Origin of the sequence: Citrobacter sp. S46_ASV_140 (assembly GCF_018919545.1) — a bacterium.
GTDB classification, from domain to species: domain Bacteria; phylum Pseudomonadota; class Gammaproteobacteria; order Enterobacterales; family Enterobacteriaceae; genus Citrobacter; species Citrobacter braakii.
Map to the genome: position 1 here is coordinate 1 of NZ_JAHLRC010000055.1, position 13,341 is coordinate 13,341.

General features: G+C 55.0%; 12 protein-coding genes. 8 read left to right on the forward strand and 4 right to left on the reverse strand.

From position 1 onward, the window contains the following. The 7 genes from KQJ19_RS14630 to KQJ19_RS14660 form a co-directional block, all read left to right on the forward strand. A partial coding sequence (locus KQJ19_RS14630; protein WP_216403798.1) for a PRD domain-containing protein occupies window positions 1-1,332 on the forward strand: 1,332 nt, incomplete at its 5' end. A gap of 26 nt (window positions 1,333-1,358) precedes the next feature. Beyond that, entirely contained in the window at window positions 1,359-1,829 is a 471-nt protein-coding gene (locus KQJ19_RS14635; protein ID WP_003842172.1) for a fructose PTS transporter subunit IIA, read from the forward strand. Window positions 1,830-1,848: 19 nt separating this feature from the next. Further along, window positions 1,849-2,169: a fructose PTS transporter subunit IIB gene (locus KQJ19_RS14640; RefSeq protein ID WP_016155014.1), complete on the forward strand. Its 321-nt coding sequence runs from the start codon at window positions 1,849-1,851 to the stop codon at window positions 2,167-2,169. A 26-nt stretch (window positions 2,170-2,195) separates the two neighbouring features. Next, complete coding sequence (locus tag KQJ19_RS14645; RefSeq protein ID WP_016157774.1) at window positions 2,196-3,287, forward strand: PTS fructose transporter subunit IIC; 1,092 nt, start codon at window positions 2,196-2,198, stop codon at window positions 3,285-3,287. Window positions 3,288-3,298: 11 nt separating this feature from the next. After that, window positions 3,299-4,150 (forward strand): class II fructose-bisphosphate aldolase, encoded by an 852-nt coding sequence (locus KQJ19_RS14650; RefSeq protein WP_049282817.1) that lies wholly within the window; start codon window positions 3,299-3,301, stop codon window positions 4,148-4,150. 80 nt (window positions 4,151-4,230) lie between these two features. Beyond that, on the forward strand, window positions 4,231-5,091 hold the full coding sequence (locus tag KQJ19_RS14655) for a ketose-bisphosphate aldolase (protein ID WP_016155012.1): 861 nt from the start codon (window positions 4,231-4,233) through the stop codon (window positions 5,089-5,091). A gap of 49 nt (window positions 5,092-5,140) precedes the next feature. Then, window positions 5,141-5,824: a D-lyxose/D-mannose family sugar isomerase gene (locus tag KQJ19_RS14660; RefSeq protein ID WP_016155011.1), complete on the forward strand. Its 684-nt coding sequence runs from the start codon at window positions 5,141-5,143 to the stop codon at window positions 5,822-5,824. A 41-nt stretch (window positions 5,825-5,865) separates the two neighbouring features. On the opposite strand, the gene KQJ19_RS14665 is transcribed toward KQJ19_RS14660, so the two are convergent. Continuing rightward, window positions 5,866-7,575: an AsmA family protein gene (locus tag KQJ19_RS14665; protein ID WP_181220985.1), complete on the reverse strand. Its 1,710-nt coding sequence runs from the start codon at window positions 7,573-7,575 to the stop codon at window positions 5,866-5,868. Between the two features lie 121 nt (window positions 7,576-7,696). After that, the gene (xanP, locus tag KQJ19_RS14670) at window positions 7,697-9,088 is read right to left on the reverse strand and encodes a xanthine/proton symporter XanP (RefSeq protein ID WP_003024026.1); all 1,392 of its coding nucleotides are present in this window, start codon (window positions 9,086-9,088) and stop codon (window positions 7,697-7,699) included. A gap of 225 nt (window positions 9,089-9,313) precedes the next feature. On the opposite strand from xanP, the gene gltS reads away from it, so the two are divergent. Then, complete coding sequence (gene gltS / locus KQJ19_RS14675) at window positions 9,314-10,519, forward strand: sodium/glutamate symporter (protein ID WP_016155009.1); 1,206 nt, start codon at window positions 9,314-9,316, stop codon at window positions 10,517-10,519. A gap of 42 nt (window positions 10,520-10,561) precedes the next feature. Here gltS and recG read toward each other — a convergent pair whose 3' ends face one another. Both recG and trmH read right to left on the reverse strand, forming a co-directional pair. After that, window positions 10,562-12,643, reverse strand: a complete 2,082-nt coding sequence (gene recG / locus KQJ19_RS14680) for an ATP-dependent DNA helicase RecG (RefSeq protein ID WP_049282815.1) — start codon at window positions 12,641-12,643, stop codon at window positions 10,562-10,564. 5 nt (window positions 12,644-12,648) lie between these two features. Continuing rightward, complete coding sequence (gene trmH, locus KQJ19_RS14685) at window positions 12,649-13,338, reverse strand: tRNA (guanosine(18)-2'-O)-methyltransferase TrmH (protein WP_047415767.1); 690 nt, start codon at window positions 13,336-13,338, stop codon at window positions 12,649-12,651. Between the last annotated feature and the right edge of the window lie 3 nt (window positions 13,339-13,341).

Here is a 13,341-nt window from a genome sequence, read left to right on the forward strand (position 1 = left end):
TTATATCTGGATCAGTTATTAGGGTCGGAGGGTGATGATGCTGACGGCATGATGAATAATTCACGGCGGGTTAAGATAGCCTCGCAATTATTAAGTGAAACGCCGCATGAAACATCGATCAATAAATTATCCGAACGTTATTTTATTAGTAGTGCATCGATTGTTAACGATCTGAAAGTGATTGAATCGTGGATTACCCCGCTGGGCCTGTCGCTGATTCGCAGCCAGAGCGGCACACACATTGAAGGCAGTGAGAGCGGGGTGCGCCAGGCGATGGCGTCGCTGATTAACGGTGTGATTAACCATAATGAACCGGGAAGCGTGATTTATTCACGACTTGATCCGGGCAGTTATAAAGCGTTAGTGCATTACTTCGGCGAAGAAGACGTTTTATTTGTCCAGACGCTGTTGCAGGAAATGGAGAACGATCTGTGCTGGTCGCTGGGAGAGCCTTATTACGTCAATATCTTTACCCATATTCTGATCATGATGTACCGCATTACGCGGGGCAATGCGCTGCCGAGAAAAGAAGAAAGCATCACGTCATGTGATGAGAACATCTTTTCCATTGCCAGTCGCATGATTCAGCATATCGAAAAACGCATTGCCCACCCGCTACCGGAAGACGAAGTCTGGTTTATTTATCAATATATTATCTCCTCCGGTATGGTGATTGAAGAGCATAACGATGTGAGCGTGATTGGCCATATGCACTCCAGCGACGAAGCACGCTTGATTACCCATCGGCTGATTGCCACCTTCGCCGAAATGGTTGACTGCGATCTTAGCCAGGACACTGCGCTGTATGACGGATTGCTGATCCATATTAAGCCGCTGATTAACCGCCTCAACTACCAGATCCGCATTCGTAATCCGCTGCTGGAGGACATTAAAGGCGAGCTGCAGGACGTCTGGCGTCTGACTCAGTGTGCGGTGAATCGGGTGTTTAGCGGCTGGGGCGAGCGGGCTGTGTCGGATGATGAGGTGGGATATTTAACCGTGCATTTTCAGGCCGCGATGGAGCGTCAGATAGCGCGTAAACGTGTGCTGCTGGTCTGCTCAACCGGTATCGGCACCTCTCATTTACTCAAAAGCCGCATTCTGCGCGCCTTTCCGGACTGGACTATCGTCGGCGTGGTGTCGGCAGGTAGCTTGCCCTCCGTCCTGACGGACGATATTGAACTGGTGGTATCGACGATCAATTTACCTGCCGTTGCCATGCCGGTCGTGTATGTCACCGCCTTCTTCAATGATGCGGATATTAAGCGGGTAACAGAAACGGTTATTACGGAAAAATTACATCGGGCGACGTCGCTGGTCGTTGAAAATTAATGTTTGAACTCCATGAGGTATGATTTATGGACATCACGAAAATACTCAATACAAATCGCGTTATTTTGGATATGAAGGCCACAAACAAAACGGAGGTTATTGAGGAACTGACGGATATTCTGCAAAAAGATGGGGCAATTAGCTGTCGGGAAACGTTTATTCAGGATGTCTGGCAGCGTGAATCAGAAGGCTCGACCGGCTTCGAAAATCATATTGCGATTCCGCACGGGAAATCCTCGGCGGTGGTCAATACCACGCTGGCGATTGGGCGTACCCGCCAGGATATTCCCTGGGAAACCCTGGACGGCAGCAACGTGCGCTGCATCATTCTGTTTGCCGTACGCCTTGAAGATCAAAACACCACCCATATTCGTCTGCTTTCGCAGGTTGCCGGCGCGTTGGCGGATGACGACATTATTGAACAACTGTTAGTCGAAAGCAGTCCACAGAAAATTATTGAGCTTTTTAGCCAATATGCTGAATCCAATGTCTGCTAAATAAAACGTGGAGCATGTTATGAATATTGTTTGTGTTGCCGCCTGTACGGCGGGTATTGCGCACACCTATATTGCCCGTGAGAAGTTAATTAAAGGTGCTAAAGCGCTTGGTCATAATATAAGAGTGGAAACCCAGGGGACTATCGGCACGGAAAACGAACTGCTGACAGAGGACATTTCTGCTGCTGATGTCGTGATTCTTGCTGTGGATGTAAAAATAAAAGGGGAGGAACGATTTTTAAATAAACGTATTGTGCGAGTGAAAACTGAAATTGTCATAAAGTCGCCCATTCAGTTTCTTGAAAAGGTCGAAAAATCATTAGTTAATAATAACCAGTAGCGATCCCCATTCTGGAGGGATTTCACATGAGTGAAAATAAAATTCCGCTATCTCAGGAAATAAAAAGACATTTATTAACGGGGATTTCGTGGATGATCCCGTTAATTGTTGCCGCCGGGATCTGTATTGCTCTCGGGCAAATACTTGGCGGCACTAACGTGGGTGAAAAAACAGGAACCATACCCTGGATGCTCAACCAGATTGGCGGCTGGGGGATGGGGTTAATCGTACCGCTGATTAGTGCGGCGATTGCGTACTCCATTGCTGACCGCCCCGGATTCGCACCGGGTCTGATTGTCGGCTTTGTCTGCGGTGAAATTCATACCGGTTTTATCGGCGGGATGCTGGGCGGTTTTCTGGTCGGTTATACCGTCCTGCTGCTCAAGCGCTATATCCGTTTGCCGCAGTCGATGCAGGGGTTGATGCCCATCATGGTGCTGCCGGTACTGAGTACCGTCATTGGCGGCCTGTTGATGATGACGCTCATTGGCAAACCGATAGCCTGGCTGCAGGACGCGTTGATTCATCTGCTGGAGTCCATGCAGGGCGGGTCACGCTTTTTAATGGGGGCCATCCTTGGCGCAATGGCGACATTCGACTTTGGCGGACCGGTGAATAAAACCATGTCGCTATTTGCTGACGGCATGTTGGTCAGCGGCGTGTACGGTCCGGAAGCGGTGAAGTTTGTCGGTTCGATAATCCCTCCGTTCGGCATTACGCTCTCCTTTTTGCTGACGCGTCACAAGTACACCCGTGCGGAGCGCGAGGCGCTGAAAGCGGCATTCCCGATGGGGATCTGCATGATTACCGAAGGGGTCATTCCCATTGCGGCGCGCGACCTGCTGCGCGTGGTGGGGTCCTGCGTGGTGGCCTCGGCGATAGCGGGCGGTCTGATTATGGTGTGGGGCGTCGAAAGCCCGGTACCGCACGGCGGCATGTTCGTGGTCCCGCTCTTTACACATCCGCTACTGTTTTGCCTGGCGCTGGGGATCGGCACGGTGATTTGCGGCGTCATGCTGTCGTTGTGGAAGAAACCGGTGACCGAACGTGACGAAGAGTTTGATGAACTTAGCGATCAAAAGCTGAAAGACGAAGAGATCACCTTCACCCTGGAATAACCGGAGGCTGTATGTTTGCCGATATGAAAAGCATGGTGACGAAAGCCTGGCGCGAGCAGTACGCGCTGCTGGCCATCAACTGTATGAACCTGGAAAGCGCCCGTGCGGCGGTGCGGGCGGCTGAGAAACACCGTGCGCCCATCATTCTGAATCTGTATCAGGGGCATCTGGGCCATTTTCCTGCACCGATAGCGGTGGCGGTCGTCAAAACGCTGGCAGAGGAAGCGTCGGTACCGGTCGCGCTGGCGCTGGATCATGGAAAGGACTCAGTGCGCATTCGCCAGGCTTTTCGCGCCGGATTCAGCGGGTTAATGATCGACGCCTCCGCCTTTGCGCTGGAGGAGAACATTCGCCAGACCCGGGCGGTGGTTGAGCTCGCGACCAGCGTTTCTCTGTGCGTGGAAGGTGAGCTGGGGCATCTGGCCGACGCCCCGCGCTATGATCACGCAGCTAACGCTGATTTGATGACCCAGGCCGCCGATGTGGAGCCATTTATCCAACAGACCGGGATCGATTTACTGGCGGTCTCGGTCGGCACGGCACATGGCATGTACGCGCCCGGTGTCATACCCGCCATTGATTTCCAGCGACTGGAGGAAATTGCCCGTTTATCAACGGTGCCGCTGGCACTGCATGGCGGCAGCGGGACGCCGTTTGACCAGCTACAGCGCTGCCCGACGTTTGGCGTCGCCAAGATAAACGTTGGCGCGGCGGTTTTCGAAGCCGGAAAGGCTGCACTACTGCATACCCTGTGTCGCGACACATCCGGTGAACTCGTTGATGCCCTGGCCCTGATGGAGCAGGCCTGCGAGGAAGCCATTATTCCGTACCTGCAGGCCAGCGGCGCTATCGACAAAGCCTGATTCATTTTCTGTAACGCCTTCTATGCCTCTGCGACGACGCACTGGCAGGGCTTTCTACACCCTGAAACTGGAGAATTAACATGTTAGTTTCGATGAAAGAATTACTGCAACCTACCCGTCAGCACGGTTTTGCCATCGGCGCATTCAACGTGGCGGACAGCTGCTTTGTACGTGCAGTAGTGGAAGAAGCGGAAGCAACCAATACCCCGGCGATTATCTCCATTCACCCCAGCGAACATGATTTTGTAGGCGATGCGTTTTTTAGCTACGTCCGTGATATCACTCTGCGCAGCCCGGTTCCCTTTACTCTGCATCTGGACCACGGCGCTTCGGTCGAGCATGTCCTGCGGGCGATTCAGTGTGGGTTTACCTCGGTGATGATTGATGGCTCGCTGTTGCCGTATGAAGAGAACGTGGCGCTGACCCGCGAAGTGGTCAAGCTGGCGCATGCGGTAGGCGTTTCGGTGGAAGGGGAACTGGGTACGATTGGTCAAACCGGGACGTCAGTGGAAGGCGGTGTATCGAAGGTCACTTATACCGATCCTGATCAGGCACAGGATTTTATCGCCCGTACCGGCGCGGACACGCTGGCGGTGGCGATTGGAACTGCACACGGCATCTACCCGAAAGGGATGCAGCCAGAGCTGCAAATGCACATCCTGCGCGAGATTGCCGGGCGAGTAGACATTCCGCTGGTGCTGCACGGAGGTTCCGCGAACCCGGATGCGGAAATTGCCGAGTCCGTTACGCTGGGCGTTGGCAAAATCAACATTTCCAGCGATATGAAATACGCTTACTTCCAGAAAGTCCGCGAAATCCTGGCGAAAGAAACCTGGTGGGACCCGAACGTTATTTACCCGGAAGCCATTAGCGCCGCGCGAGATGTGATCCGTCACAAAATGAAACTGTTCGGCTCAACCGGCAAAGCGTCACTTTACTAACCGCATACAGGCGGGGTGACCCGCCTTTTTCGCAACAAGGAAAAGTGGAATGAAGCGTTCACACATTAATTATGCCGTCGATAAAGCGCATGCCATCGCCGAGACTTTTCGGGTTTGCCTGCCTGACTTTGCGTATTTTACGGCTGATGCCTGGCGGCAACAGGATCACACTCTGTGGCGTGAAGTGCTCGATCTCCAACTGGGCTGGGATATAACCGACTTTGGGCGCGGAGATTTTGCGCAAACGGGGCTGACGTTACTGACGTTGCGCAATGGTCAGTTAGGGTCAGCCAGCTACCCCAAACCGTACGCCGAAAAGATGCTGCAGATTCAGCAGGATCAGCAGACGCCATGGCATTTTCATCGCCATAAAATGGAAGATATCGTTAACCGCGGCGGCGGTGATTTATGTATGCAGTTGGCGTGGGCTACGCCTGATGACGGGTATGATGCCCGGCGTATTGTTGAGGTTAGCGTCGATGGTCAGCGGCGTTCCGTTGACGCTGGCGAGACGCTGGTATTGAAACCGGGGCAGGGGGTATGCCTGCCGCCGCGGTTGTATCATCGCTTTTGGGCGGAGAAAGCGTTCGTGCTGGGCTGGGAGATCTCGATGGTCAATGACGACCTGCATGACAATCACTTCCTTGAGCCAGGCGGTCGCTTCCCGGCGATAGAAGAGGACGAGCCGGTGAAGTGGCTGTTGTGCAGTGAATATGCGCGCTTACAGCGATAAACGGCGACCCGGCAGGCAAAGCGCCGCCGGGCCGTCAGATTTTACTGCGCAGCGGGTGGGGCGGTAACCTCACTACCGGATACCACGCCCGCCTGCATGGTTTGCGTTACCTGCTGTTTCTCCACGTTCACCGCATGCAACTTGCCGCTGACCGTTGGCTTGAGTGGCGCATCGGCTTGAATATTGCCGCTGGCGGTAAGCTGGATGTTACCGTCACCGGAAAGCGGCAGTGCGGGCCATCCCCACTGCTGCAGAATCGTCATTGGCACGCCGCGCCCGTTCAGGCTGACCTGAGTTTGACGCTGAGGCAACTGTGAAATACTGGCAGTGGCCTCCAGCAACCCTTTTTCCGTATAGGCGCTTAGTTCGCTGATATTGATGGTGCTGCTGTTCGCCGTCAGCGCCAGCGAAGGACGACGCACGTCGGTGCGGTTAAAGGTGCCGGCAGCGGCGTTGAGGTTAGCGCTCCCGCTCCAGATCCCCCACTGATTGTTCTGCACCAGCCCGAGGTTAGCACCGTAGCCGTCCAGCGCGGTGAGCTGCCATGGGAAGCTCGGGTCGATATCAATCACCAGATTACGGCTGGCGCTGAATTTCTTCAGCGTCAGGCTGGCTAGCCAGGCTGGTAGAGGTTTCATCCACAGCTGTTTCCAGTTTTCCGGCAGCGTGTACTCCAGACCGGCAATGGCGGCATCATCGAGGACCAGCGCTTTGTTGTTACGCTGCCAGTTTCCGGATGTTCTGACCATTCCCCCTTCCCAGCGGGTGGTGAACTGACGCAGCGCTATGCCCTGCGGCGAGAACTCGGCGTTCATAATCGGATCGAAAAAGTGCAGAGAGCCGTAGATAAACTCGCTGGCGTTCATCGACAGTTTTCCTTCCTGAGTTTGCCAGTCGTCCTTGCTGAAGGTCATGTTGCGCAAGCTCAGATCGAGATCCGTCACCGCCCAGTCAGGGCCTTGCAGACGGGCATCTGTTACTTCCAGACGACCAATTTGCAGGGAAGGAATAGTGCTTAACGGAGCAAAAAACTCGGCCAGCGATTTGTCGCTTTGCAGCCGAATATCGTTCAGACGTAGATTCTCCACTACCCAACTACCGTCGGCATTGCGTTGTGCCACGCCGGTTAATGCGCCACGCGCCACGTCTGCGCCAATATTGCTCAGCGTCACACGGTCGTGGTCAATACTGCCTTCAATCAATACGTTGGTCGTGGGGACGTCGTTCAGCGTTAACGAACTGGCGCTGAGCTGAATTTGCGCTTTACTCCCGAGAATTTTACCCGCCTCAGGACTCCAGGGAATGACTCCGCCGTTAACGCGCTGCGCGCTCAGGGTCCACTCGCTACCGGGACTGTTAAGCGCCATATCTTGCAATTGCAGGCGATCGGCCTGGAACGGCAGCGGCGCAGTTTGCTGGGAAAGATTCAGCGTGCCGTTTTGCAAAAGAATGGTGTCTACGTGCAGCGGGTCGGTGATTTGGCGGCTGCTCAGTCCAATATCGACCGTTTTGGCGACCAGCGTTGCGGGCTGACCATCCCGGCCAAAGGTGACGTTTTCCAGCAGAATATGGGAAGGAGAAGAAAACCGGTGATCGATGGCATCAAATGCCAGATGGTAGCTGCTGTTCTGCGAAACCCAGGCGCTGACGTGCTCTGCGCCCCAGCGGGTTTGCAGTAGAAAATATAAGCCGAGGATCGCCACTGCAAGGGCGATCAGCACGTAAAGAAGCAGCTTTCCAATAAATTTCATGGTCTTCCATCCCGCGAAGTGCACATAGTCAAGTTATGCACGATTTAGGCGCAATGCTCAAGGCGGGAATGGTGAAAGAGCGTTACAGCGGCGTTGATTCAGAACCAATGCCGCATTTTGCTTATTGCTTCTCTGGTGGGAACACCAGATTCAGAACGATAGCGGTAATACCGCCTGCGGCAATGCCGGAAGAGAGCAGGTTTTTCACCCAGTCCGGAGCGAACTGCAGGATCAGCGGCTGCTGGGAAACGCCGAGGCCGACGGCCAGCGACAGCGCGATAATCAGAATTGCGCGGCGGTTCAGCGGTTCGCGGGATACGATACGCACGCCGGATGCCGCGATAGTACCGAACATCACCAGCGTAGCACCGCCGAGTACTGGCTCAGGAATATGCTGTACAAAACCGCTGACCGCCGGGAACAGGCCCAACGCGATCAGCATCAGCGCAACCACAAAACCAACGTAGCGGCTGGCAACGCCCGTTAACTGAATAACCCCGTTGTTTTGTCCAAAACAGGAGTTCGGGAAGGTGTTAAATACGGCTGAAACAAACGAGTTCAGACCGTTCGCCAGTACTCCGCCTTTCAGGCGTTTCATATACAGCGGACCAGAAACGGGCTGCTCGGAGACATCGGAGGTGGCCGTAATATCACCGATGGTTTCCAGCGAGGTAATCATAAACACCAGCATCAGCGGCAGCAGTAAGCTCCAGTCGATACCCAGGCCATAATACAACGGCGTTGGCACCATCAGCAGGTCCTGACTTACCGGCGCGGTATTTTGCGGCAGCATATCCATAAACCACGCCAACAGGTAACCTGCCGCCATCGCAATCACCAGTGACGCAACGCGCAGGTACGGGTTGCGCTGGCGGTTAAGCAGGATAATCAGCGCCAGCACGACGCCTGCCAGCAGTAAATTCTTTGGCGCGCCAAAGGTGTTGTCGCTCATTGCCGCATAGCCGCCGCCAATCGACGTCAGCCCCACCTGAATCAGTGACAGGCCGATAATCATCACCACCACGCCTGAGACCAGCGGGGTAATGATACGACGCGCCAGATGCAGTACGCGTGAGATAACCATCTCAGTGCAGCTTGCCAGCATCAGTGTACCGAACAGCGCCGCCATCATGGTTGGGACATCTGCACCACCGGTTTTTAGCGCTGTACCGCCCATAATCAGTGGCGCAACAAAGTTAAAGCTGGTGCCCTGAATGGATAATAGCCCTGAGCCGACCGGCCCCCAGGCTTTGATCTGAATGATAGAAGCCACGCCGGAAGCGAACAGCGACATACTGATTATGTGTTGAGTATCCTGAGCCGGTAAACCGAGCGCCTGGCAAATTAACAGCGCTGGGGTGATTACCGCGACGAACATGGCCAGCAGGTGCTGACAGGCGGCAAACAGGGTCTGGGCTAGTGGGGGGCGATCTTCAAGACGGTAAATCAGTTCACTGTTGTGAGTCTGCGCAACCGGTTGCGCATTTGTTGACTCTACGGCGTTAACGGACATCAGAGGCAATCCCATGGTGGAAAAGCGGTGATTTTATCTGACCATGGCGGAAATGCAAACGTTTGCTACCAGGTGTTCTTAATATTTAAAACGGATAAACAAACATTTTTATATAACTTTTCATGATTTTCTGCTTAAAATCCACACCGAAAACTCAATAAGAGCTAAAAATCGGTCTGGAATGCATCGTGCGTGATTGTGCTAAACGCACTAATGGAGTTGTAAATGTTTTATCTCGATACGTTATCAACGCTGGTTGCGGCAACCCTTGTGTTGCTGCTGGGACGTAAGCTCGTCCAGTCTGTTTCCTTCCTGAAAAAATACACCATTCCCGAACCTGTAGCTGGCGGATTGCTGGTGGCGATTGCGCTGCTGGTGCTGAAAAAAAGCATGGGTTGGGAAGTGAACTTCGACATGACCCTGCGCGATCCGCTGATGCTGGCATTCTTCGCCACTATCGGCCTGAACGCCAATATCGCCAGCCTGCGCGCGGGTGGCCGCGTGGTGGGTATCTTTCTGATTGTGGTTGTTGGCCTGCTGCTGATGCAAAACGCCATCGGTATTGGTATGGCGACCCTGCTGGGTCTGGATCCGCTGATGGGTCTGATCGCCGGTTCGATAACCCTCTCTGGTGGGCATGGAACCGGGGCCGCATGGAGCAAACTGTTTATTGAGCGCTATGGTTTCGCTAATGCGACGGAAGTGGCGATGGCTTGCGCAACGTTTGGCCTGGTGCTGGGCGGATTGATTGGCGGCCCGGTGGCCCGCTATCTGGTCAAACACTCTACCACGCCAGACGGCATGCCGGACGATCAGGCTGTGCCTACCGCATTTGAAAAGCCGGATGTCGGACGCATAATCACTTCGCTGGTGCTGATTGAAACCATTGCGCTGATCGCCATCTGTCTGACGGTGGGTAAAATCGTTGCACAAATGCTGGTCGGAACGGTGCTGGAACTGCCGACTTTCGTCTGCGTGCTGTTTGTTGGGGTGATCCTCAGTAACGGCCTGGCGTTAATGGGTTTTTATCGGGTGTTCGAGCGCGCGGTTTCGGTGTTGGGTAACGTTAGCCTGTCGCTGTTCCTGGCGATGGCGCTAATGAGTCTGAAGCTGTGGGAGCTGGCTTCTCTGGCCCTGCCGATGCTGGCAATCCTGGTTGTGCAGACCATTTTCATGGCGCTGTACGCGATATTCGTCACCTGGCGCATGATGGGTAAGAACTACGATGCCGCCGTGCTGGCAGCCGGACACTGCGGTTTTGGCCTCGGTGCGACACCCACGGCGATTGCCAACATGCAGGCAATTACTGAACGTTTTGGGCCATCCCATATGGCGTTTCTGGTGGTGCCGATGGTGGGGGCGTTCTTTATCGATATCGTCAATGCGCTGGTGATTAAGCTGTATCTGCTGCTGCCGATTTTTGCGCAATAATGTCTGTGCGGCGGAGTCACATCCGCCGCCGCTATGAATCGACTATGCGTTGGAGTAGCGCTCGGTTTCCGGCATCCAGCGTTCAATCAGCGCCACAGCCTGTTGCGGGTAACGTTCGTGAATATGACGGGCAATGCGCTGAACTTCCGGGATAATCGCCTGATCGCGCAGCAAATCTGCGACTTTAAATTCTGCCGTTCCGGTCTGGCGCGTACCCAACAGCTCGCCGGGCCCGCGGATCTCCAAGTCTTTTTGCGCGATCACGAATCCGTCGTTGCTGTCGCGCAGAACCTGCAGACGTTTTTGCGCGGTTTTTGACAGCGGCGATTTGTAGAGCAGGACGCAGTGGGAGGCCACCGCGCCACGACCTACGCGACCACGTAGCTGGTGCAACTGCGCCAGGCCCAAGCGCTCCGGGTTTTCAATAATCATCAGGCTGGCGTTAGGTACGTCTACGCCCACTTCAATCACCGTGGTGGCAACCAGCAGCTGCAGTTCGCCCTGCTTAAACGCCGCCATTACCGACTGCTTCTCTGCGGGCTTCATACGTCCGTGTACCAGGCCAATATTCAGCTCTGGTAGCACCAGTTTAAGCTCTTCCCACGTGGCTTCAGCGGCCTGAGCTTCTAACAAATCAGACTCCTCAATCAGCGTACAGACCCAGTACGCCTGGCGCCCTTCATGGGTACAAGCGTTGCGCACGCGGTCAATAATATCGCTGCGGCGGGTATCCGGAATCGCCACCGTGGTGACCGGCGTACGCCCCGGAGGGAGTTCGTCAATGACCGACGTGTCGAGATCGGCATAGGCGGTCATTGCCAGCGTGCGCGGGATTGGGGTGGCGGTCATGATTAGCTGGTGTGGATGGAAACCCTGCTGCTGGCCTTTCTCCCACAGCGCCAGGCGCTGATGTACGCCAAAACGGTGCTGTTCGTCGATGATAACCAGTGCCAGTCCGTTGAACTGCACCTGTTCCTGGAAAATTGCGTGCGTGCCGACAATCATCTGCACCTCACCGCTGGCGATAGCTTCCTGCTGTGCCAGGCGCGCTTTGCCTTTCTGTTTACCTGCCAGCCAGCCAACTTCAATACCCAGTGGCGCGAACCAGTTGCGGAAGTTATTGGCGTGCTGTTCAGCCAGTAGTTCGGTGGGGGCCATCAGCGCAACTTGCTTACCATGTGCGATGGCACGTAGGGCGGCCAGCGCCGCAACCAGCGTTTTACCTGAGCCGACATCGCCCTGTACCAGACGCATCATGGGGACATCCAGTGCCATATCGCGTTCGATCTCAGCGGTAACGCGGGCCTGGGCGCCGGTGGGTTTAAACGGTAGAGCCGCCAGCAGCTTATCTTTCAGCGCGTTGTTTGCGATCAGCGGCTGGGCGTGGAAACGTTGCGCCCCGGCGCGTAGTGCCAGCATGCTGAGGTTATGCGCCAGCAATTCTTCCAGTATCAGACGTCGCTGTGCTGGATGCTGACCGGTTTCCAGATCGCTCAACTGCAGTGACGGCGGTGGACGGTGCAATGTGCGCAGAGCTTCTGGCAGGCTCATCATGCCTTGCAACAGCTCTGGCGGCAGCAGTTCGGCAATGGCGCAGGTATCGAGCAGGTCCAGCGCTTGAACGGTCAGTTTGCGCAGCGTGGCCTGCTTCACGCCTTCGGTGGTTGGATACACCGGCGTGAGCGTTTCCTGCAATTCCGGCGTGCTGAGATCGCCCTGCACGCGATACTCCGGGTGGATCATCTCTGCGCCGTATTTTCCGCGTTTGGCTTCGCCATAGGCCAGCACCCGGCGACCGGTGGCGAGACTGTTTTTCATTGCGGCGCTGAAGTTGAAAAAGCGCATGGTGAGAATGCCGGAGCCATCACTGATCTGACAGGTCATCATCCGGCGTCCGCCGAAGGTGATATTGCAGTTCAGCACTTCGCCTTCTACGGTGGCATAAACGCCCGGCAGCAGTTCGCCAATCGGGTACAGGTGCGTGCGGTCTTCGTAACGCAGAGGGAGGTGGAGCAGAAGGTCCTGCACGGTGTGCAGGCCAATTTTCGCCAGTTTACTGCTTTGCGCTGCGCCAACGCCGGTCAGAGAATTGAGTGGGATGGCATCCAGTAAACGGCCTTTCATCGCGTTTATCTCGCAGATTGCATAGTGGCCCACCACGTTGCATCGGCTTCAATTTCGCCCTGCGTGTTTACGTGGGGGTAGGGAAGACCTTTGCGCTTAGCGACATTCGCCAGCACCGGATAACCGCCTTCAAACAGCAAACGCTGCTGCTCATCTTGCGCCAGCATGCTGTTTTCTCGTTGGTACATGCCGGCGTTTTGCCGCTGGCGCTGTGCTTCGTACAGAATCAGCGCGGAGGCGACCGAAACGTTCAGCGATTGCACCATGCCAGTCATGGGAATGATGATGTCCTGATCCGCCAGATCCAACGCTTCCTGAGTGATGCCGGTTTTCTCCTGGCCCATCAGGATGCAGGTGGGGCGCGTGTAATCAATCTCGCGAAAATCCACGGCTTTATCTGACAGATGTGTTGCCAGAACCTGCATACCCTGGCTTTTTAAATGTGTGACCGCATCGCCAATAGTGCGGTGAGTCTTCACCTGTACCCAACTGTTGCTGCCTGCGGCAGAAGAGGCCATGGTGCGCATACGGCTACCAGGCCAGACGGCGTGGACTTCATGCACGCCGACCGCGTCTGCAGTACGAATGATTGCAGAAACGTTATGAGGTTTGTGGACCTGCTCCATGCAGACGGTCAGATCGGGCTGACGACGTGCGAGCATCTCGCAAATACGTGCATAACGTTGAGTATTCATAAA